This is a genomic window from Streptomyces sp. TLI_185, assembly GCF_003814765.1.
In the GTDB taxonomy this organism is placed as follows: domain Bacteria; phylum Actinomycetota; class Actinomycetes; order Streptomycetales; family Streptomycetaceae; genus Streptomyces.
In genome coordinates this window covers 5,507,691-5,528,757 of the sequence record NZ_RKRB01000001.1, presented here as the reverse complement: position 1 = coordinate 5,528,757, position 21,067 = coordinate 5,507,691, and the positions used below count along the sequence as shown (strand labels likewise).

Sequence of the window (21,067 nt, the reverse complement as noted above, 5' to 3'; positions counted from 1 at the left end):
AGCCAACCCCTGATCGTCAAGGAGTACCTGTGGTAACCGACGTTGCCGTGACCCGCGCCGCGAACACCGTGACGGTGCTCGGCGGTCCCACCGCGCTGATCCGCCTGGCCGGCTGGACGCTGCTGACCGACCCGACCTTCGACGCCGCCGGCACGGAGTACCAGGACGGCCCGGTCCTGGTGCGCAAGACCGCCGACCCGGCGCTGAAGCCTGCACAACTGCCCGCTCTCGACGCCGTCGTGGTCAGCCACACCGGGCATCTGGACAACCTCGACACCGCCGGGCGTATGGTGGCCTCCGGTGCCTCGAACGTGTTCACTACCGTCGTCGGCGCCACCGATCTCGGGGGCGCGGCCGTCGGCCTGGAGCCCTGGCAGACCCGGACCCTGTCGAAGCCGGGCCGCACGCCGCTGAACATCACCGCGGTTCCCGCCCGCCACGGGCCCGTCGGCACCGAGGACCTCACCGGTCCGGTCACCGGCTTCCTCCTGCACACCGACGACGGCTCGGCACCGAGCGTGTACGTCTCCGGTGACACCGTCGACCTGGACGCGATGAGTGCGCTGGCCGGCCGGTACCACATCGACGTGGCGCTGCTGCATCTGGGCGCGGCCGGCTTCGAGGCGTTCGGTGACGTACGGCTGTCGCTGACCGCGGTCCAGGCCGTCGAGGCCCGCCGCCTGCTCGGCGACCCCCTGGTGGTTGCTGTGCACGCCGAGGGCTGGGCGCACTACACCGAAGACCGCGGCCACGTCCAGCAGGTCTTCGACGCCGCTGGCGTCCCGCTGCATTGGCCCGCCCCGGGCGATCCCCTTGCACTGCCGGACCCGCACACCCGCTGACACCTCACCCAGTGCCGCCGTCGGCGCATCGGCCCGTTCCTTCTACGCCGCCGGAGAAGCGGGGGCGGCTGCGGTCACCGCACTGTACGAGGGCCTCGCCACCGTGCCGGACGACACCATCAGCGCGCACAACAGCGCCCAGCAGCTTCTGGGGCTGACGCCGCACACCACCGGTCAATGGCTTGCGTGGATCGGCCTGTAGCCGGCCCGCCCATCCGCAACGAAGGAAAGAAAGGGAAAAGCAGATGACACCGGAAGTCGTGCACGAGCGCTTCGCCCAGTACCTCAAGGACCAGGACCTCGACGGACTGGGTTCCCTGTTCGACGAACACGCCATGTTCGTACCGGGACCGGGACAGCAGCCGGTCTACGGCAGGGAAAGCATCAAGGAAGCGCTGAAGCCCTACCTCGCCTCGCCCAGCACCATGGAGGTGGTGGCCACGTCGGTCCATCAGAACGGCGACCTGGCGATGGTCCAGCCGTCCTGGCGGATCACGAGCGAGAGCGGCACCGTGGAAGGAAAGGCGGTCGAGGTGATGAGGAGGACGACCGAGGGGGACTGGGTCTACATCATCGACAACCCCTACGGCGTCTGATTCTCGTCATCCCGGCATCACCGTCGGGCGACGCAACCTCGTCAGGGCAGCGGCGGCCACATCGACGTTCTCGATGCGGCCGCCGCTTTCCGGCGTCGGTGACACGGGCATGATCCGCTGTGGTCCGGGCGCAGTTGGCTGGGGAGGGTGAGCAGGTCTTCGACGTGGCGTTGGGCGGTGAAAGCTCCGCTGCCAGCGGTGAACAGGCCGATGCCGGCGAAGTCCACGCGGGCACCGGCTGCATCTGCGCCCGGGACGCTGGGCAGGAGCCGTAAAGAGACAAGCGCGATCAGCATGAGGCCGGCACCCGCAGCTCTGCCCAGATGCGTTTCCCGCCACGTACCAGCTCGCTGCCCCAGGCGTGGGCAAGGGCTTCGACAAGGAGCAACCCGCGGCCGTGCTCGTCGTTCGGTGACGGTGTGCCCGGGGTGGGTCTGGTGCGGGACGTGTCCGTCACGACGATCCGGGCGGACTCCTTGCCCACCCGGGTGATCGAGGCGCCGACCGTGGCGGCGTCAGTGTGCTCCACCGCGTTGGCCACCAACTCGGTGACGACCTGCGCGGCGACGTCCACCAGCTGAGGCAGGCCCCAGGTCTGAAGCACCAGCGCTATGTCCCGACGTGCCTGAGTGACGGACTCCAGCCTCGCCGCATACCGCTCCTGGTAGCGCTGTGGTCCCACCGTTGCAGCCGTCATGGTCATCGTCGCGTCCCTTGGAGGTGCTCGCGTTCGGGGTAGCCCAACCACCGGCCGTCGGGGCGTTGTCGCTTGAGGAGTATTGGCTCGGGGGCATCCGCAACGAAACCCACAGTGACAGCCTCCCTACTAGGCTCGTTCGGTGGTGCATACGACGGTAGAGAGCCGTGATCACACCTAGAAGTGACCGCAAGTACAGGTGGTTTGCTGCGGACACACGGGAATGGGGCTGTTCATGCAGTCGAGTTCGCGACAAACCCTGACCGGCAGTCAGGGATCAGGCGGGCGCCCGCGCACGGGCGTCATCTCCGGCTACGTCTTCCGGGTCATCCGAGAGCAGCAGGGACGCACCCAGGAGGACATAGCCGAGCAGCTGCGCGTGTCTGCGGACACGATCGCGGGCTGGGAATCGGGCCGCCGCCCGCTGACCGCTGTACCGGTCGGGCAGATGCTCGTACACCGTCATCGGCTGATGCACATGGGCACCGCCCCGGCGCTCCTGCAAGCCCTCGACCGCGCACTGGAGGCGGACGTCCTCCTCGCGAGCGCTCTCGACGACCAGGCCGACGTCGCGGCAAGCCCGCTCGGGGCCTGGGTGATGCAGCGTGACCTCGTCGAGGTCCTCGCATGGCCCCTCAACCACGTGCCGCCCCAGCCCGTCCGCGACCTGCCCGCCCCACCCCGCAAGCGCCGAGGCCCCGCGCCGGCCGGGCCGGAGCTGTCGGCCGCAGACCGCGCGCGATTCTTCACACAGATGCGGCGCACCGCGGAACAGGCCCGGAGCGAAGACCAGTTCCTGCTCCGCCGCCAGGCCCTCTACCTCTCCGGGTACGACGACCAGGACGACGCCTCCGCATGGCTCGCTCACCAGCAGGCGAAAGAACGCCCTGGCGGTTGGCTTACGGGCTGGCTCAACTCCCGCTCTGTTGCCGCGGTCTCGGCCCGGCAAGGGGACCGGGACCGCATGAGTCACTTCATCGACGTCGCCCTCATCGACGACGACGCCGGCGAGGCCGCGAACCTGAACTACTGGGCCTACTGGATCGGCGAGACGGCCCACCTGGAGCTGAGCGACGACTTCATCGCCGCCCGCACCCCTGGACCGTGGCCCGGCGACAAACTCCTCGCCCACCTCGCGCACGGCCTCGCCCCGCATCACGGCTACGTCGACCTCAATATCCACTCCGTCTGGTCTCTGCTCCAGGTACGGCCCAACCTGCTGCGATCCGGAGCAGCAGGACGCGCCCTGCGCGACAGGCTGCCCGTGATGTTGGATAGCCGGGAGCTGTCGGCGCGCGGGCGCCGGGAGCTGGAGAGCATCCGGTACGCGATCCGCCTCGCCGAGGCGTGAGAGGAGTCCGACGGTGGCTGAAGACCTGTCCGCGGTGGCGCGCTTCCTGTACGAGGCGGGCACGCTGAAGCAGACCAAGCGCACCGGCTGGTGGATGGCCGGAGTACGCGACCCCGAGTCGGTGGCGGAACACTCATGGCGCACCGCTCTCCTCGCGACGATCATCGCGAAACTGGAAGGCGCCGACCCCGCACAAGCCGCGTTCCTCGCGGTATGGCACGACTCGCAGGAAACCCGTACCGGGGACGTGAACTACCTGGGCAGGAAGTACGCCCCGCAGGCGGACCCGCGGGCGGTCACTGAGGACCAGGTCGTGGGCATGCCCGAGGTCCTCGCCACCGCGGTACGCGAGCTGGTCGCGGAGTACGAGGCGAAGGAGTCCCCGGAGGCCCTCTGCGCCAGGGACGCCGACAAGCTGGAATGCATGATCCAGGGCATCGAGTACAAGGCCCAGGGCTACGAGAACGCGCAGCGCTGGATCGACAACAGCCGCCGCCGACTCACCACGAAGTCCGCCAACGAGCTCGCCGACGCGGTGCTTGCGACCGAGTCTCTGGACTGGCTGCGCGCAGCCCTTGGGGAGACGCAGAGCTGATCTCGCATCAGCATGATGTTCGCGATGCCCGGCCTGTGGGCCGGTGCAGCGCATCGACTCCCACCGGTGCGGTGTTATTCCATCGAGTCACGCATGGCGAGTGGGTCCCTGGACGCCGGTGATCGGTGCGAAAGCGGTCGCGGCGACCACGAAGCGCGGGTCCAGCGTCGCCCACAGGCCCTCCAACAGCGCGTCCGTGTCCTGGGCGTCAGTGCTCGGCCGGTGGCCAGGACCGCACCCGCTGGGAGCGGTCCCGACCCGATGCGGCGCGTTCCCCCGCGGGGCGGGCGCCGCGGTCAGGCTCGGCCGGCCGCTACGGCCTTCTTGGGGGTGCCGGTGGCGACGCGGGCGGTGCTCGCGGCCGGTGCCGTGCGGCGCAGGCTCTTGAGGACGAGCACGAGGCCAGTGGTCACGAAGACGCCGAAGGCGACGGCGGCCACGAAGACCAAGGGATTGCCGAGGTGTCCGGCTGCGAAGACACCGCCGTACGGGACGGTCAGGGAACTGCCGAACGTCATGGTCACGGCACCGGCGACGGCGCCGCCCGCCGTCGAGGCCGGAATCACCCGCAGGGGGTCGGCCACCGCGAAGGGGATGGCGCCCTCGGGGACGAAGGCCGCGCCGAACAGCCAGGCGGTCTTGCCATAGGTTCGCTCGGCGGGAGTGAACAGCGAGCCGCGGACCACAGTGGCCAGGGACAGGGCCAGGGGCGGGACCATGCCGGCCGCCACCACCGTGGCCATGATCGTGAAGTTGAGGCTGTTCGGCGCGGTCTCCAGGCCCGTGGCGGCGAAGCCGATGGCGGCCTTGCTGATCGTTCCGCCGATGTCGGAGGAGACCATCAGGCCCAGGACCAGACCGCACACGATGCTGCTTCCCCAGGTCAGAGGGGGCAGCTCATGGCTCAGCCAATCCGACAGCGAGGTGATCTGCGGTCCGACGAATGCGTAGACCACGGCCGTGGTGACCACCGTGGACACCAGCGGGCCGATCACCATGGTGGTCATGGCGTGCAGCCGCGGCGGAACGGTGATCCGCTGGAGCAGCATGGTGACGGAACCGGCGATCAGGCCGGCGATCAGTCCGCCGAGGAAGCCGCATCTGTAGTCCATGGCCGCCATGCCGCCGAGGAGTCCGGGGGCCAGTGCCGGCAGCCCGGCCATGCCGTAGGCGACATACCCGGCGACGACCAGTGCGAAGATGCCCACCGCGGTGGCACCGGTCTGCAGCAGCAGTGCGGCCCAGGTGTCGGGCTGGGTCCAGGAGCCGTCGTTCAGTTGGGTGGACATCGTCGCGGTGATGTCAGGGCCGCTGATGGCGAAGGCGAGGACGGTCAGCAGACCACCGACTGCGGCGAGGGGGGCCAGGTAGGGCGTGCTGGAGGCCAGCCATCCGCCGATTCTGATGCCGATATGGCCGCTGCGGTCGGACCCGTGGTCCATCGGGGCTGCCGACAGGGCGGTGGTCCGGTTGTCTGAGTGGTTCATGGTCGCGAGCTCCGGTTGTGGGTGGCGCCTGTGGTCGGCGGTCTGAGACGTCAACGCGGCCCGGTGAGGGGGCCGGTGGGTGGGGGAGGGCGATCGCTTCGGCTGCGGGGCGCGAGGGGTCGGCATGGCACGGCGTCGCTCGTGGAGGCGGGTGCGAGCCCGGGTGCCGCCCTCGATGGGCGGCACCCGGACCTACGGCGTGCGCGCCGCCGGTCACGAAGCACGGGGCCGGCGAGGCTGATGTGCTACGTCAGGAGGAGCTGGCGGTGCTCTCATGCCTTCTCGACGCCTTCTCGACGCCTCAGGAATCGCCCTTCACGATTTCGGCATTCGCGCTGTTGAGGATCGAATTCACCCTGACGTTCAACATGCGATCCTGGCCGTGGTAGTTCCAGACAGCACCGCGGTGCATGCCCCCGATGATCGCGTCGTCTCCTCGGTACCCCGGTTCGAAGACGGGCGCACCCGAGTCACCCGGCGCCGTGAATTTCCCGCATCCGCAGCCGTTGTTGCCGCCTCGGTCTATGAGGAACTGGTCAGCCGGGTCGACGCAGTACGTGGCACCGTGCCATATATAGCAGGACCCGTAGGTGGAGTACGAGACCGGATGGCCGCAGTGGTTGTAGGTCGACGCCCCGCTCACGCAGAACTGCCGTCCCCAGTAGAACCAGTTGCTGTAGTCGCTGACCCAGAGGGTGCTGTCGCTTTCCTTGTAGCCGCCGGCGAAGATGCGGCCGGTGTAGTTGGCGCCCGTCATGGCTTCGGTGTCAAGCCATTGGTGGACCGAAGTCACGTTACCGAGATACTTCCCGTCCCCGGTCATGATCTTGTCGTTCCAATAGAAGCAATGCGCCGCCGTGACCATGCGCTTTTGCCCGTCGGGCTTGTGCCTGATGGCGAAACCGGCTGTACAGTCGTGGCTGTTGCGAGAGCCCTCCTTTTTGATCGCGCCTCCGCCGTAGAACGGGTTGTAGTCGTTGAAGCGCGTGTTTTCTGGCGTGAAACGGCCGGGCTGCACTTCGATCGCGTCCGGCTTCAGCACTTCCAGTGAGGGCGCGGCGGACTTGGGGCCCTCAAGGTTGACGACCACCTTGTCCTTCTCGCCGTCATAGGTGTAGCCGACGCCGTACTTGCGCGCGTCCTTGTTCCACTTGCCCGCCTTGATCGTCTTGAAGACCTTGTCCACCTCGGCCTTCGTGACCTTGCTGATCTTGACGGTGACCTGCAGGCCGGTCGGAAGCTCCTTCTTGACCTCCGCCTTCTCGGCGGCTGATGTCCCGGCCGGAAGCATCAGTATCGGATGGCCCTGCTCGGGGTCCCCGAAGACACCGAGCGCCTTGTGTGATCTGGCCACCCTGTCCAGTTGCTGGAGCTGTGCCTGGCTCGGCTGCCGCGCGGGCTCCGCGGAGGAGGCGGTGGATGTCGCCGAGGATGCGGGTATCGCCAGTGGTGCCACGACGGCGACGGCAGCCGTGATCAGCACCCCTGTGAGGCGCTTCGTTCGCGTTCTGGATCTCACTTTTCCCTCTTTCACGCAGGGTGAGCCGGCAGCCGGATTCGCCGGGCCGGCTCACAGGGGGGAGATGTAGATTTCCGAATGACCTTTGGGCGGTCGTTTCCGACCTCCCGGGCGCCGGTAACCAGAGGCGGCCGGGGCGAGCCGGTCTTGCGGAACCGTCCGGAGGGCAGGGCGCAGGCGGTGCTCGGTCTTATGGCATCGTCGGCGGGGTGAAGCCTGCCGCCGTCATGCGCCGGGCCAGCTGACCCAGGTCGCAGGCGGAGTCGTCCAGGAGCAGCAGGCCGAAGTCGCTGCCGGCCAGGATGTCCAGGAGGATGCCAAGCTGCCTCGCGTCCTCGTCCTCCAGGAGCAGGGCGGCGTTGCGGAGCACGATCGTCACGGGTTCGGACCCGTCTGCCATGGTGCGCAGACAGTCCTCGAACGCGTTCCAGTTGTGGCCGAACCAGTCCGGGAAGCCGAGCACGCCGGCCCACTCGGCGAACAGGCCGATGGTGGTGCGGCAGCGGGTGCCGAGGATCTCCTTGGCCGACGCGGGGACCGTCTCCGACGCGGACAGGGGGCGGATGCTGTGCGTGATGGTCTGCATGTCGTTCTTCCAGGGGGTGGGAGCGCGGGCGTGCCCGCCGGGGTCTGCCCGGCGGGCACGCCCGAGGACTAGCAGCGGCCGGGGTACCGGAGGTTCCTGGCGGCCCTGTGGCCTACCACCAGAACTTGCCGAGGTAGATGAAGCTGTTGTAGTGGTCGTATGAGACCCACGTGTCGCCGCTGCTGATCGCACGCACGAACCGGTCCGAGCCCGTCCTCTCACCGAACTGGGGCCGGTGGTCGAAGGGGTGCGCGACGTACTCCTGGAACGTTCCCGCGTAGTTCCGAGACGACGGGCCCGCGCCGCCGCTGTTCATGAAGTCCCGGAGAGAGTTGCCGTTGTCCCAGTACCGGCCGCCCGTCTCGACCCACTCCTGGTGACGGACACCGAACTGGTCGGTCCACTGGTTGGTCAGGAAAGAGTCGTCACGGTCGCCGACGTTGTGCCAGTCCGGGAAGTGGAGGCCCTGCCAGAGCTTCAGGGTCTTGTCCTGCGTCTTTCCCTGAGTCAGCCTTCCGGGGTGGTCCGCGTCGCCCGAGACCTTCGCCTTGCCCTTGCCGGACCCGGGCGCCGAGCAGGTGCCCGCCCCGCCGTTGGGGGGGCACTGGGGGGCGTCGGCGGCGTGCGCGGTGGCGGACAGGCCGAGTCCGCCGACGGTGATGCTGAGCAGCAGGGCCGGGATCGCGGCCTTGCGGGCGTGGGCCCGCAGCCGGGACGACAGGGAGCGCTTCGCGCTCGGGGTCTCAAGTGCCTCGGTCGAGGACATGGTGGTCTCCTTGGGATGGTGTCGGATTCCGGCCGGGGCGGGTGTTCCGCGGCCGAGCCCAAGAAGACCGGCCGTATGTCTCGGTGGTCCGGCAACGGTTCGGCGACCGCATCACAGGTGGTCGTCGGGCGATTGACGTACGGCTGTTACAGAAGCGTCCGCGCCGCGGCCGAAGCGGTGCGTGGTGGCACGTGGACTCTGGTCCGCACCGACTGACGTTCCGTCACATGTCGCAGCCCTTCAGGCGAACCCCGCGCCGGAGCTGTCGACGGAACACGGCAGCGCCGCGACATCGAGCTGACCGAGCGGATCAACGAGGCCCTGTCATCTCCGCGCTGGTCGCCCTCGCTCTGGACACCGCCCCGTAGCCGGCAGCGGGTGGAGCGCCCCGGCCACCACCGCGTCCAGTCCGCTGAGGCGACGCGAACGGCAGGTCGCCGCGCCGGTGGCCGAGGGCATGGCCAACCGGCAGATCACCGCGCCCAGTTGGTGCCGTCGCCGCGTACGGTCGGCGGCCACATGGGCAGCATCATGACCAAGCTCGGCTGCAGCCGCCGTGCCCAGGTCGCGACGTGGTGGTGGGTACCTGGTTCGCCACCCAGGTCTCATGCCTCAGGGCACGCGCGTGGTGAGCGGCGCGGTGGGAGTGCACTCTCGGGGGTTCTCCCCAACAGCCAGGCGGCCCGGCGCTCGGCAACCGGGCCCGGACCGCCCTTCACCGCCGCCGACCAGCCCTCCAGAACTCGCGCCGAGCTCGACCGGCAGCCGGGGGTCCGGCCGCGGCGAGGGCGACCTTCGCGCCGTTCGTGGGCAGGTGTCCCCTCAGGCCACGCGGAGCTTGTAGCCGAAGCCGCGTACCGTCTCGATCCGGTCCCGGCCGATCTTGGCGCGCAGCCGCTGCACATGGACGTCCACCACCCGGTTGTCGCCGGACCAGGCGTAGTCCCACACCCGCTCCAGGAGCAGGTCCCGGGTGAGGACCGTGCCGGGCGAAGCGGCGAACTCCCGCAGCAGCTTCAGCTCGGTCGTGGTCAGGTGGACGGGTTCCCCGTCCCTGCGCACCTCAAGTGACACGGGGCAGTACACCAAGTCTCCGAACCGGACCGCACGGGTGTCGGACGGCCGATCCGCGGGGACGGTTCTGCGCAGCAGGGCGCGGACGCGGGCGACCAGGACCGTGCCGTCGACCGGCCTGGCCAGGCAGTCGTCGGCTCCCGCCTCCAGGCACGTCACCACGTCCGCCGGGTCGTCGCCGTCCGCGATCAGCATGATGGGCACCGCGGACTCCTCGCGGATCCGCCCGGCCAGGCTCATCCCGTCCAGGCCGGGCAGCCGGCCCGCGAGCACGGCCACATCCGGAGTCTGCTGACGGAACAGGGTGAGCCCCATCACGCCGTCGGCGGCGCCACGCACCCGGTGGCCGCTCGCCTCCAGGATGCGCCGCGCGCTCTCCCTGGCGGTCGGGTCGCCGTCGACCAGCAGTACGTCGCCTACGCGGGGTCCCGCGTCGGTTGACGCAGGCTCGGTGTCCGCGGCGGCAGGCGCGTGTCGGCGGCGCACAGAGCTCGGCGCAGTCTCCCTGACGTCGATGTCACCGTCGGCGTCGATGTCGGCGCCCGTACCGGGATCGCCCTGGGTGCCGATATCGCTTTCGGCACCGAGCTCACCGTCGGCGTCGGTGCCACCGTCGTATGCGGTGCCGGTGTCGTGCGTCGTGTCCCTGCCGCAATCGGGCCCGGCACCGGAAACCGTGTCGACGGCGAGAGCGAAGTCGACGGCCTGTGCGCGGGTGCGGTGTGTGCCGCCTTCGGCGAACGCCTGCCGGTACGACGCCTCGCCCAGCGCAGCGATCGCGGCTTGCTCGCAGCGGGCGTGCCACTCGGCCATCTGTGGTCCGAACGCGCAGATCGAGCTCCCGGCGTCGTGCCACAGGGCATCCGCCAGACCGAGCAGCCGGGCGGCCCGCTCGTGAGCGCCGCAGGCGGCGGTGGCCCAGGCGAGCAGTTCCAGCATCCTCCCGACCATCGCGTAGTCGTTGAAGCCACGCATGCCTTCCAGTGCGGACCTGACCAGGGTCTCGGTCGTCTCGCGGTCACCACGGGCCCAGGCGTCGTGGCCCAGGGCCATCAGCACCAGGGCCCGGCCCCAGCGATCCCCGCTCGCCCGGGCGGCGGCGGTGAACCCCGCACCGGTCTGTGCGGCCCGAGGGTCACCGAAATGCGCCTGGCTAAAGGCCAGCGCGAGCCGCCAGGATGCCGCCTCGCACTCGTCACCCAGCGCTGTCATGGCGGCCAGGGCCTCCTCGTACCGGCAGATGCTGTCCCTGGGCCGCCCCTGGTTCTGCGCGGACACCCCGCGCAGGCCCGACGCCTGGATCCGCACCCACTGGTCGCCCAACTGCTCGCCCAGCGCCTCGGCCTCGTCCAGCCAGCGGTCGGCCGTCGCCAGGTCGCCCTGCGTCTGCGCCACCCAGACGGCGACCAGCAGCGCGCGGGCGCGCTCCGGGCTGGGCTCGGGCGCCGCGGCGAGCACCCGCTCGAACTGGCGGCGCCCCTCACTGAGGAACCCGCCCGCGCACCAGTGCCAGCGCAGGGCGGCGACCAGCGCCAGCCGGGACCGCGGGTCACCCTCGTAGTCGAGGGCGGCCAGCAGATTGGGGTGCTCCACACGCAGCCCGGCCAGGTTCTCCACCTGGCCGGGGCCGTACCAGTTCCGGTCGATGCGGCGGGCGAGGGCGAGGTAGAAGTCGCGGTGGCGTCGGCGCAGTGCGTCCTGCTCGCCGGAGTCCGCAAGCCGCTCCCTGCCGTACTCCCGGATGCTCGCCAGCAGCCGGTAACGCCGTCGGCCACTCGCCTCGCAGGTCAGGACGACCGACTGGGCGACCAGCCGGTCCAGGAGGTCCAGCACCTCGGCCTCGGCGATCCCCTCCCCACAGCAGACATCCTCGGCGGCCTCCAGGCTGAACCCGCCGGCGAAGACGGTCAGGCGGTTCCACAGCAGCCGCTCGGCCGGGGTGCACAGCTCGTAGCTCCAGTCGATCATCCCGCGCAGCGTGCGCTGATGGGCCGGTGCCGTCCGGCTGCCGCCGGTGAGCAGGGCGAAGCGGTTCTCCAGGCGGTCCGTCAGCTGGCCGACGGTCAGCGTGCGCAGCCGGGAGGCGGCCAGCTCGATCGCCAGCGGCAGACAGTCCAGATCGGCGCACAGACGCGCGATCTCGGCGTGGCCGGCCTCGCCTCCGTGGAATCGCTCCCACAACGCAGCGGCCCGGTCCTGCAGCAGTTCCACCGCCTCCTCCTGCGCGAGCGGCGCGAGGGCGAAGACGTGCTCACCCGTGACACCCAGGGTGTGCCGGCTCGTGGCGAGGATGCACAGCCCGGGAGCAGCCGACAGAAGGGTTCCGGCCAGTGCGGCGCACGCGTCGACCAGGTGCTCGCAGTTGTCCAGCACCAGCAGCGCGCGCCGCCCGGCCAGATAACCCGCGAGCTGGTCCAGGACGGGCAGCGCCCCGAGGTCGGGCACCCGCAGCGCGCCCGCCGCTGTGGCTGCCACCGCCGACGGGTCGGTCACCGGGGCCAGGTCCACCAGCCACACCCCGTCCGCGAACTCCTCCCGGGACGCGGCGGCCACCTCCAGCGCCAGCCGGGTCTTGCCCACACCGCCCATGCCCGTGAGCGTCACCAACCGCCGTGTGTCCAGAAGGCTGCGGATCTCAGCGGTCTCCTGCCGCCTGCCCACAAAACTCGTGATGGCGGCGGGCAGATTCCCGCACTCTGCGATCACCTTGGGCATGCTCTCCCCGTCTCCCCGTACCATGATCGAAAATTTCCTGGAATTCTTGCCGAGCTCTTACGGTCGACCTCGTGGTCGGATCGCGGTCGGCCGTAGTGAAGGACTTGGGCTGCTCAGGATTTACGAGGCGGGTTTCTCCTGCGTGAACAAGCAGGGGCCCGCCGCAAGCCGAATGCGGCGCCCACCCCCACGTTGACCTGCACCGACAAAGACGGTGACAGACTTGCGTGGCCCATCTCACAAACTCGACGCATAGGGCGTTGTCGCCTTACAACCAGTCACAGAGCCGTCACACGATCCGTCGGCCTTTGATCGAAGAACCGAGCCCTCCCTCGAAATCACCCGACTCAATTGTCAAGCAGCCGAGAATTGATTGGCGACATGAATCGTGCCAGTGATCAATCGCCTGGCCCTGTTCGGGCCGTGGGCCGACAGGACGAGCGCCCCGTCGGCCCGGCGTTGGGACTCCGGCCTGGTGCAGGCGCGGTCCGGTCAAGGAGGCTCCGCCATCCTGGTTCCTGTTGGTCCTGGCTCATGCGGTGCGGACAACGTCCATGCGCTGTGTAGACGAGCAGACCGCTCGCGGCGGGACATGTGCTGCCGCAACGCCGCATCACGGCACACCTCAGCAATGTCCGCCCCCACATGCCAGTCCGGGGCTACAGGCCAGACCAAGGGTCCCCTTGGAGCTCCGTGCCCACAGCGTGCCCTGAAGAGCGGAAAACCACGGTCAACAGCGGTGCGAACCAACCCGCCCGACCACCCAGGGAGATGACGTCTGCCCAGGTCAGACACGTAGCGCCCACCCAAGCGCCGTCGCTTCCCAAGCTGAGAGCGCGAGTTCGATTCTCGTCACCCGCTCCAGATTGAAACCCCAGGTCAGCGACCTGGGGTTTATGCATTGCTCAAGGCTCCCCAGCAGATTCTGCCCCTTCGAGCACGCAGAGGTCGGGCATGCGAAGGGCACGAGCGCTTGGCGGATGCCATGCAGGCGCCACTGACGGTTTCCACATCGCGCCGCTGGCCTGGGATTTCGTGGGACGCACCGGAAGCGTTCACGGACCTGAGTCCTCAGCCTGCTGTTCCCACGCCTGGCTTCAGAAGAGCTTTGAATCGACGGTGGTTACCGCCGCTGAGGGTCTGCGGTCTCCCGTGACCGGATGATCCGGCAGACGACCTGTTCGGCCACCTCCCGGCAGTGCCACGGCGGCCGTGTCCGGGGGGTGGCGCCGGCCCAGTAGTGAGCCGTGACCCGTGCCGGCCGGAGCGGCAGCGATCAAGGCCGCTGGTGATGTCATGCCGTTGGTCAGCCTGGCACGGGACAACGGCCAGGTGTTCGCAGAACGTCCCCATCCGCAATCCGTCGGGCGACAATCCGCCTCAGGCCACGTCACGGACACATGCGCGGGTCCACGCTTCCCCCTCACGAGCACCTCGGAAGGAAGGCATTTCCGCAGGTCAAAGCCATGGAGCACGTCCAGGTGCCGTCGCTTCCCAAGCGGGGAGTGCGAGTTTGCTGTCGGGAGGGGCCACCGGGACCCCTCCCGACGCTGTGCCGGTAGGCATTGCCCGACACACTCGTGAAGGGGGAAGTGCATGGTGCGAGCACGCTCGGGGGCGTTCCCGGCCGACATGGTCCTGGTCGCCGTACTGGTGTCGGCGTGTGGCGCGGCGGCGCCGCAGACGCCGCGGAAGGAGTTGTTCCAGGAGTACGTCCGATCGACCCACCTGCAGAACGACTGGTCGGGCGGCGAGGGCGGGAAGAGTGCGGATCGGATCGCGAACTTCGGCTCTCGCGGCATGCCGACCGACCTGCTGTTCTCCCTACTGTTCGCCCGGCAACGCGATGCCGACGCCGACAGCTCCCCGAGCGGAGCGGCCCGCCAGGCGGTCACGGCGCTCGTCGGCTTCCGCGGCAGAACCCACTCAGGTGGCCTGGACGACTTTCGCCATCACCACGACCTGCTCGGTTCGGACGACGTGATCCTCACGCGGGCCGACATCACCTCCGTATCGAGTGGAGGAAAGGTCGTCGTGGCCCACCGGCGTACAGGGGAGGTACGCCCGTGACCGGCTCGCCGAACGAACCGGGTGCGGCGGAACCCCTGCCCGAGGAGCCCCAGGAGCCCCAGGAGTTCGAGGAGGAAGAGCTGGAGGTGGACGCCCGCAGGCCCCGGGTGATCACCGTGGCGTTCTGGCTGTTGATCACGTCCGCGGTGTTCTGGGTGCCGGTGAGCGGGAGCAGCGCTCCGGGCGACCTGCCGGGGGCCAGTGCGATCCTCGGCGTCTACATCTGGTCCGCCGCACGCATCCGTCGCGGCCGGTGGACAGCCAGGATCCTCGGTACGGCCGCTGCCGTCTGGCTCGTCGTTGGACAGGGGTCCCGGGCGCCGGGCTTCATTGAGTCCCCCTACGGGTGGGAGTTCGCCGTGATGGACCTGATGGCGGTGGTCCTGACCAGCCTGGGTGTGCCCCTGCTCTACGGTCGCGAAGGCAACACGTACTTCCGCCGGCGGCCATGGTGACGGCGTCAGGCGGAGTCGATCAGTGCCAGGTCCATCGGTACGAGCGTGGTCGACGCCAGCAGGGCCCGGATCAGGTGGTCGTTGAGCGCGTTGCCCACCGGCTCGCCGAGCTCCTCGCGGGTCAGCCAGGGCACCCCGTCGCGGGAGAGCTTGGTGCGCACGCCGTTGACCAGGTGCTCGACGCGCTTGTCCGTCCAGCCGGCACCGGGCTGCACCTCGGCGAGTTCGGCGGCGGTCTGCCGCCAGGTCAGCGGCTGTGGCCGGGGTTCGTGCAGCAGGTAGCGCCGGCCGAGGACGACGAGGGCGAGCTTCTCCTGTTCGGTGAGCGTCCACACCCGGGGCGGGCGGGTGACGTCCTCGTGCCGCGGCTGCGGCCGGTCGCCCTCGGGGCCGGTGACGAAGACCTCCAGCAGGTGCTCGCGCCCGTGGGAGCCGCCGACGAACAGCGGGGTGTAGCCGGTGTCGAGCGGCAGTGGCTCCTCATCCCGGAACAGCAGCCGGGCCCCCGCACAACGGATCGGCAGCCGCCCGGAGTTGCTCACCCACCAGCGGCCGTCCCGGTGCGTGAGCGTGCCCTGGTGGCGGCTGACCTGCGGGTCGTCCTCCCCGAGGCAGACATGCACCTCGGGGCGGTTGCGGCCGAACAGGACCTCGCGGCCCTCCCCCGGCCCCAACGTCATACCGCCGGTCAGCGCGAGCGCGAAGACGGTGCCGGGCAGCGGTGCGGACGCGCCACGGGCGAGGCTCCCATGGGTGGCGGGCAGGAGCCGGCCGCCCGGGGCGGGCATGGCCCGCTCTCCGGGCCGACTCCGTGCCGTTTCCCCATCGGTCATGTCACCGCTCCTGCGCTCGCTTCGCGATGTTCTGTACGGCGGCGGTCGCGAACTCCGCGGCGGAGTCGCACAGTTCGGCGGTCGACCGCGGCGCGTACACGGTCAGCTGGAGCAGCTCGACGGTGCGGTCGCCGACGGAGTCCGTGTACGTACGGTGCGGTGTCCGTACGGTGCAGCTGTCGTCCTCGGCCTCGTCCGCCACGTAATAGCTCCGCGTCCCGGCGACGTCCACCGCCGTTCCGTCGTCGGAGTCCAGCGAGTTGTCCCGGCTGAACTGGATCTCGACCTCGCGTGTGCCGTCGTCGCTGGACCAGTCGCAACTCCAGGAACCGAAGCCGCGGTCCCGGTTGTCCGCGTCGACGCCGGGCAGCCGCTTGAGCGCGGTGGCGTCGAGCAGGGTGCAGGTGTCCAACCGGGCCAGGGAGTTCGCGGGCGGCGGCGACGAACGCCGGGGCACCGGGCCGTCGGCCAGCACGCCGACCACGTGGTCGGTGGCGGCGTCGGCCAGCTGGCACGGGTCGGGCGCCGCTTCGCCCAGTTGCTTCCCGATGACGCGGATCTGCTTGCCGTCGGTGGTCAGGACGGCCCGCTCGCAGGCCCTCCCGTCCCGTTTGAGGGTCACGACCGTGAGGCCGCCGACGAGGTGGGTGGATGCGATGTCTTCGAAGTCGTCCCGGTCCGAGTCGAGGTTGACCTGGACGTCCGCGTTGTCGTCACCGCTGTTGTTGCGCACCAGGACGTCGCAGCGGTCGAACTCCCCGTAGTCCGGGTCGAGTACGGTGTCGCCGAAGCGGCTCAGCGAGGCGGCGTCGAGCAGCCCGCAGGGGTCCGCCGTACGCTCGTCGCCGATGGCACCGGCCGGCAACGTGGCCGAGGGTTTCGCGTCGGTCGTACCCGTACGGCCGCCCTCGTCTCCCTCGTTCTTCGAGGCCCACGGGCCGAAGACGACCAGCCCGGCCGTGATCGCGCCCGCCGCGGCCAGCGCCACCGCCGTGATGACCAACCGGCGTCGGCGCAGGGGCTGTTGCGGCTGCGGCCCGAAGGGCGTGGAGTCCTGCGCCCGGCGGACGAGTCGCCGTAGCCGGAGGGTTGGGGACGTCAGGTCCCGCACACGGCTGTCGTGCAACAGCTCCGCTATGTGCGGGGGTGGTGGCGCGGCGCGCGTCAGCAGCCTCTGCGCCCTGGCGGCGTCGGGCCGGCGCCGGGGCTCCACCTCCAGCAGGGCGGTGAGCGGCCCCGCCAGCGGGCCGACCCGGTGCGCGGGCTCGATGTGTCCCTCGACGGCCCGGGCCAGGTAGGCCGCGGGGTGTTCGACCTCGCCGTACGGCGACCGGCCCTCGACCGCCATGAACAGGGAGGCGCCCAGGGAGAACACGTCGGACTTCTCGCCCGCGGGCAGCCCCTTGGCCAACTCCGGGGCCAGATACGGTGGTTTGCCGGGCACACTGCTCGTCCCGCTCTGTGTGACGTCGCTCCACAGCGCCCGCGAGATCCCGAAGTCGGTCAGTCTCGCGACGCCTTCGTCGGTGACGAGGATGTTCTCCGGCGTCACATCGCCGTGCACCACGCCCTCGTGGTGGGACTTCGCAAGCGCGGCCGCGATCTGGCAGCCGATCGAGCAGGCGGCCTCGGGCGTGAGCGGACCGCTCTCCGTCAGGATCTGTGCGAGGCTGCGCGAGGGGACGTACTCCATGATGATCCAGCAGGTGGCGCCCTCGTCGACGAAGTCGAAGACGCCCACGATGTTCGGGTGGTGCAGCCGCCCGGCGTTGCGCGCCTCGCCCATGAGCCGTCGCGTGGCCCGATCGTCGTCCAGGCGTGCGCACTTGACCGCGACCCGCCGTTCGAGCCGCTCGTCCCAGGCCAGCCAGACGACGCCCATCCCGCCTCTGCCGATGGGCTCCTGCAAGAGGTACCGGCCGGCGATCTTGTCCCCGGCCTCCGGTGTCACGAGCACCGCCCCGCCCCTCGCCTCACCGCCGATGGTCCTGCCAGACGACGGAGTGTACTCAGCCCGCACCTGGCTGTGATCTCTTTCACCGGACTTCGCGCGGACCCGTCCAGAACCCCCACAGCGCGGCCGGTTCACGGTCGCCCAGAACCCCCACAGCGCGGCCGGTCCGCGGTCGCCCGGGACCCCTCCCGGGAACGGCGCCGCACCATGCGGGCACCGGACCTGTTCGTGATCGAGACCGGGGGAGATCAGGATGAGCGACCCGACGTACGCCCTGCCCACCATGCCGAGTTCCGCCCCCGAGGACCCCCGGGCACCCGACCCGGTGGCCGCCGCCCTGGGCAATGCCTCGCTCCTCGGCGTCGGCTATCTGATGCTGCGGCGACGCCGGCTCGCCCTCGCCGCCGTGGCCGGCAGCGCCGTACTCGTCTTCATGCTCGTCACGACCGCCTCGCGGTCGTACGAGGTGGCCGTGCTGGTGTGGTGGGCGGCCGTGGTCGTCCACGGGTGGTTCCTGGCGCGCGGAGGCGGCGGCCGAGGCACGGCGCGCAGACAGCGCCTGGTCGCGCTCGGCATCACGCTGCCGGTGCTGCTGGTGGTGGGGCTGTTGCGCTTCGACGCGTTCAGGATCGGTCGCAGCGTCACCGAGGCGCGCGAAAGCGGCGACTGCGCACGGGTGTCGACGGCCCAGGACAGGGTGTGGTTCGGGCACCGCGTCGCCGACGCCCCGCTCACCGCCCGCGGTGACGAGGCCGTAGCGGCGTGCGACCGGCTGCGGACGGCCCGGGCCGAGCTGAGCAGGGCGCTGACCGGGGACACCGAGGCCCTGGCGGACGGCTTCGGCACCCTCGCCTCGGTGCTGGCAAAGGGCGGCAACGAGAAGACGGTCGAAGCGACCTTGAACGGATTCCTCGGCAGGCTGCCCGCCAAGGACCCCTGCGACACCGCCGCCGTCACCGACTGGCTCCGCGACCGGGGGCGGAGCCACGACGTACTGGACCGGGCCGCCGACACGGCCGCGCTGACCGCGCCCGCGGCGCTCGTCGGATGCGGTGACGACCTCCTGGCGGACGACCGTTGGGAGGAGGCGCGCACGTACTACGAGCGGCTGCTCGACCGGTATCCCGGCAGCGGCCTCGCGGACCGGGCCCGGAAGGGAGCCAGGAAGGCCACCCTGAGCGCCGAGTTGGCGAACGTCAGCAACCTGCTCTCCGCAGAGACCGGCACCCAGCCCGAGTACTGCGCCGCCCCGGCGAAGTACAGCGGCGCCAAGCCCATGGGCAAAGGCACCAACCCCGCGCTGTTCTACGCCTCCGACGAGAACGGCACCGCTTCCGGCTACCCGAAGCAGTTCCCCGGCTCCTGGAAGGCGCACGATGCCGCCGACGCGGTGCTGGTGGTCTGCATGGGCGAGGACACCTTCGGGGATTCCGTCGAGACCTGCCCGTACCGGAGCGAGTCCTCCGGCGCCGTCGGGTACGTGAGCTTCCACAAGATCGAGATCCCGGTGAAGGTCTACGAGCTGCGCACCGGAAGGCTGGTCGCCGACCGCAAGATCCAGATCAGCGGTACGAGCTGCCCCTCGACCATCTTCACCGCGGAGAACACGGTCTCGATGTACGTCGACCCGTCCACGTCCGATGTGCGCTCCGCCTTCCGCCCGCTGGTCGTCCGGTGAGCGGCGGCGCGGACCGTGGCTTCGGCGGGGTCATCGCCGGGCGGTACCGGCTCCGGGAGCGGCTGGGTTCCGGCGGTGGCGGACACGTGTGGCTGGCCGAGGACGAGGACCTCCAGGTCCGGGTCGCGGTCAAGGAGATCGCCGTTCCGTACGAGTCGGACGGACCCGGCGACGACCCCGTCCACCGCGGGCGCAGGGAGGCGCTGAAGGCGGCGCAGCTGCGCGAGCACCCGAACGTGATCACGGTGTACGACGTGGTGGAGGACGACGACCGCCCGTGGATCGTGATGGAGTACCTGCCCGGCACCCGGGATCTGCGGGCCGTGGTGGAGGACCGCGGGCCGCTGCCGAGCGAGGAGGTGGCCCGGATCGGGGTGGCCACCCTCGACGCGCTGTCCGCCGGGCACCGGCTCGGCATCATCCACCGGGACGTGAAGCCCTCCAACGTCCTGTTGGCGCCGGACCCGTCCGGAGCCGCCGATCGACGGGTCCTGCTCACGGACTACGGCATCTCGCTGTGGCCCCGGGAAACCCGGGTCACCCGGAGCGGCATGGTCGTGGGCACCCCGGGCTACCTGGCGCCGGAACGACTGTCCGGCGGCGAAGCGACGGAAGCGACCGACCTGTTCTCGCTCGGTGCCACTCTCTACTTCGCCGTCGAGGGCGCCTCCCCCTTCGAGCGGGACACGCTCGACGCCTCCCTCATGGCGGCGCTGACCGCGGAACCCGCCGTACCGCAGCGGGCGAGCGACCCGCTGAGCCGCGTGATCATGGGGCTGCTGGCCAAGGATCCGGCGGAGCGTACGCGGGTGGAGCGAGCGCGTGAGCTGCTCGCGGAGGCCGGGGGAACCGGGACCCCTCGTACGCCGCTGCCCGCGCTTCCCGGAACCGCCCGGGAGAGGACCGGATCCGGCGCCGATCCCGCCGCCGCGACCGGCTCCGGGAGCACCTCGGCCGCCGCTCGCGGGTCGCTCGGCCGGCGAACGTCCTTACTGCTGACGCTCGTTGCCGTGCTGGTGGGGGCCGGCGGATTCGCGCTGGGCGCCGCCACGCACCCGGCGGAGAAGGCCGGGGTGAAGGGGCCGGAGGTCGGTACGAAGGTGGCCGCGAGCCCTTCCCCGACCGTGACCCGAAACGCGTACCCGTACGGCCGGCAGGCGGGGCTGCGCGAGGAGCTCACACCGGGACAGTGCGTCGACGCCGACGGGAAGGACGGGAAGTTCAAGGAGCTGCCCAAGGTGAAGGTCGTCGACTGCTACGACGACAATCCCGACGGCCAGGTCATCACGACCGTCGCAGCCGACGGCACGCGGGCGGCGCGGGACGAGTGCACCCGGCGCACCGCCAGGCTGCGGGCGACCATGGCGGACCCGGTGCTGTACGTCCTCACGCCCGGGCCCGGGCAGAGCGAACCGCCGCCCTCGGCCTGCCTGCTCTTGCTGAGGAACGCCACCGCGGGCGGCCCGCTCGGCGACTTCCGCAAGTTCGGCAACGAGGTGTACGTCACACAGCTGGGTCCGGGTGACTGCGTCGACACGCGGAAGGACGAGGACGACACGTACACCAAGACCTTGGTGAACTGCGACGGACCGCACGACCAGCAAATGGTGGGCTGGACCCGGGCCTCGGGCGACGGCTCGGCGGACAGTGTCGACGCGGGAGACCTCTGCGACGAGAAGTACGGCGTCAACTGGGCCCGTGGCCAGGGACACGACATGTGGGGCTGGTACTCCTCGGACGAGGAGTGGGACGCCGGGTTCCGGTGGGTGCTGTGCGGCGTGGGCCGGGAGGACGGGAAGAAACTCCCCGGCGGAACGCTGAAGTCGGCGTACTGACTACCAGCAGGATC

General features: G+C 70.3%; 17 protein-coding genes. 9 read left to right on the top strand and 8 right to left on the bottom strand.

What is annotated here, in order from left to right:
• Positions 1–29: 29 nt before the first annotated feature.
• The 3 genes from EDD92_RS25445 to EDD92_RS25435 are packed head-to-tail and all read left to right on the top strand — an operon-like array spanning position 30 to position 1,438.
• Complete coding sequence (locus EDD92_RS25445) at positions 30–842, top strand: MBL fold metallo-hydrolase (RefSeq protein WP_123966422.1); 813 nt, start codon at positions 30–32, stop codon at positions 840–842.
• Positions 814–1,044, top strand: a complete 231-nt coding sequence (locus tag EDD92_RS25440) for a hypothetical protein (RefSeq protein WP_123966421.1) — start codon at positions 814–816, stop codon at positions 1,042–1,044. Before EDD92_RS25445 ends, EDD92_RS25440 begins: the two co-directional genes overlap by 29 nt.
• Positions 1,045–1,087: 43 nt before the next feature.
• A complete protein-coding gene (locus EDD92_RS25435; RefSeq protein WP_123966420.1) occupies positions 1,088–1,438 on the top strand; it encodes a DUF4440 domain-containing protein in 351 nt (116 codons plus the stop codon).
• 289 nt (positions 1,439–1,727) lie between these two features.
• Here the strand turns inward: EDD92_RS25435 and EDD92_RS25430 are convergent, their stop codons facing one another.
• On the bottom strand, positions 1,728–2,141 hold the full coding sequence (locus tag EDD92_RS25430; protein ID WP_260326744.1) for an ATP-binding protein: 414 nt from the start codon (positions 2,139–2,141) through the stop codon (positions 1,728–1,730).
• A 217-nt stretch (positions 2,142–2,358) separates the two neighbouring features.
• Here EDD92_RS25430 and EDD92_RS25425 point away from each other — a divergent pair, with 217 nt between their 5' ends.
• Positions 2,359–3,486, top strand: a complete 1,128-nt coding sequence (locus EDD92_RS25425) for a helix-turn-helix transcriptional regulator (RefSeq protein ID WP_123966419.1) — start codon at positions 2,359–2,361, stop codon at positions 3,484–3,486.
• 13 nt (positions 3,487–3,499) lie between these two features.
• Positions 3,500–4,081 (top strand): HD family hydrolase, encoded by a 582-nt coding sequence (locus EDD92_RS25420; protein WP_123966418.1) that lies wholly within the window; start codon positions 3,500–3,502, stop codon positions 4,079–4,081.
• Positions 4,082–4,377: 296 nt separating this feature from the next.
• Here EDD92_RS25420 and EDD92_RS25415 read toward each other — a convergent pair whose 3' ends face one another.
• The 5 genes from EDD92_RS25415 to EDD92_RS52150 all read right to left on the bottom strand — a co-directional run bounded on the left by EDD92_RS25415 (position 4,378) and on the right by EDD92_RS52150 (position 12,228).
• Positions 4,378–5,568: a PTS fructose transporter subunit IIC gene (locus tag EDD92_RS25415; RefSeq protein ID WP_185124122.1), complete on the bottom strand. Its 1,191-nt coding sequence runs from the start codon at positions 5,566–5,568 to the stop codon at positions 4,378–4,380.
• 301 nt (positions 5,569–5,869) lie between these two features.
• Positions 5,870–7,051, bottom strand: a complete 1,182-nt coding sequence (locus tag EDD92_RS25410) for a hypothetical protein (protein WP_123966416.1) — start codon at positions 7,049–7,051, stop codon at positions 5,870–5,872.
• A gap of 226 nt (positions 7,052–7,277) precedes the next feature.
• Positions 7,278–7,673: a barstar family protein gene (locus EDD92_RS25405; protein ID WP_123966415.1), complete on the bottom strand. Its 396-nt coding sequence runs from the start codon at positions 7,671–7,673 to the stop codon at positions 7,278–7,280.
• A gap of 112 nt (positions 7,674–7,785) precedes the next feature.
• On the bottom strand, positions 7,786–8,439 hold the full coding sequence (locus tag EDD92_RS25400; RefSeq protein WP_123966414.1) for a hypothetical protein: 654 nt from the start codon (positions 8,437–8,439) through the stop codon (positions 7,786–7,788).
• Positions 8,440–9,261: 822 nt separating this feature from the next.
• Positions 9,262–12,228, bottom strand: coding sequence for a winged helix-turn-helix domain-containing protein (locus EDD92_RS52150; protein ID WP_311736779.1), 2,967 nt, complete (start codon positions 12,226–12,228; stop codon positions 9,262–9,264).
• A 1,596-nt stretch (positions 12,229–13,824) separates the two neighbouring features.
• On the opposite strand from EDD92_RS52150, the gene EDD92_RS25385 reads away from it, so the two are divergent.
• Both EDD92_RS25385 and EDD92_RS25380 read left to right on the top strand, forming a co-directional pair.
• Positions 13,825–14,298 (top strand): hypothetical protein, encoded by a 474-nt coding sequence (locus EDD92_RS25385; RefSeq protein WP_030942078.1) that lies wholly within the window; start codon positions 13,825–13,827, stop codon positions 14,296–14,298.
• Positions 14,295–14,753: a hypothetical protein gene (locus EDD92_RS25380; RefSeq protein WP_030942076.1), complete on the top strand. Its 459-nt coding sequence runs from the start codon at positions 14,295–14,297 to the stop codon at positions 14,751–14,753. The genes EDD92_RS25385 and EDD92_RS25380 overlap by 4 nt, the downstream gene beginning before the upstream one ends.
• 5 nt (positions 14,754–14,758) lie before the next feature.
• On the opposite strand, the gene EDD92_RS25375 is transcribed toward EDD92_RS25380, so the two are convergent.
• Together EDD92_RS25375 and EDD92_RS25370 are read right to left on the bottom strand one after the other, a co-directional pair.
• On the bottom strand, positions 14,759–15,586 hold the full coding sequence (locus EDD92_RS25375) for an FHA domain-containing protein (protein WP_234341683.1): 828 nt from the start codon (positions 15,584–15,586) through the stop codon (positions 14,759–14,761).
• A 1-nt stretch (position 15,587) separates the two neighbouring features.
• A complete protein-coding gene (locus tag EDD92_RS25370; protein ID WP_123966413.1) occupies positions 15,588–17,543 on the bottom strand; it encodes a serine/threonine-protein kinase in 1,956 nt (651 codons plus the stop codon).
• 250 nt (positions 17,544–17,793) lie between these two features.
• On the opposite strand from EDD92_RS25370, the gene EDD92_RS51340 reads away from it, so the two are divergent.
• Both EDD92_RS51340 and EDD92_RS25365 read left to right on the top strand, forming a co-directional pair.
• Positions 17,794–19,218, top strand: a complete 1,425-nt coding sequence (locus EDD92_RS51340) for a tol-pal system YbgF family protein (protein WP_260326743.1) — start codon at positions 17,794–17,796, stop codon at positions 19,216–19,218.
• Positions 19,215–21,053, top strand: coding sequence for a serine/threonine-protein kinase (locus EDD92_RS25365; protein WP_260326742.1), 1,839 nt, complete (start codon positions 19,215–19,217; stop codon positions 21,051–21,053). Before EDD92_RS51340 ends, EDD92_RS25365 begins: the two co-directional genes overlap by 4 nt.
• The last annotated feature ends 14 nt before the right edge of the window (positions 21,054–21,067 follow it).

Coding starts and splice junctions, on each gene's coding strand:
- EDD92_RS25405 (WP_123966415.1), bottom strand. CDS start 7,673: ATGCAGACCATCACGCACAGCATCCGCCCCCTGTCCGCGTCGGAGACG.
- EDD92_RS51340 (WP_260326743.1), top strand. CDS start 17,794: ATGAGCGACCCGACGTACGCCCTGCCCACCATGCCGAGTTCCGCCCCC.
- EDD92_RS25400 (WP_123966414.1), bottom strand. CDS start 8,439: ATGTCCTCGACCGAGGCACTTGAGACCCCGAGCGCGAAGCGCTCCCTG.
- EDD92_RS25425 (WP_123966419.1), top strand. CDS start 2,359: ATGGGGCTGTTCATGCAGTCGAGTTCGCGACAAACCCTGACCGGCAGT.
- EDD92_RS25385 (WP_030942078.1), top strand. CDS start 13,825: ATGGTGCGAGCACGCTCGGGGGCGTTCCCGGCCGACATGGTCCTGGTC.
- EDD92_RS25430 (WP_260326744.1), bottom strand. CDS start 2,141: ATGACCATGACGGCTGCAACGGTGGGACCACAGCGCTACCAGGAGCGG.
- EDD92_RS25415 (WP_185124122.1), bottom strand. CDS start 5,568: ATGAACCACTCAGACAACCGGACCACCGCCCTGTCGGCAGCCCCGATG.
- EDD92_RS25435 (WP_123966420.1), top strand. CDS start 1,088: ATGACACCGGAAGTCGTGCACGAGCGCTTCGCCCAGTACCTCAAGGAC.
- EDD92_RS25375 (WP_234341683.1), bottom strand. CDS start 15,586: ATGACCGATGGGGAAACGGCACGGAGTCGGCCCGGAGAGCGGGCCATG.
- EDD92_RS52150 (WP_311736779.1), bottom strand. CDS start 12,228: ATGCCCAAGGTGATCGCAGAGTGCGGGAATCTGCCCGCCGCCATCACG.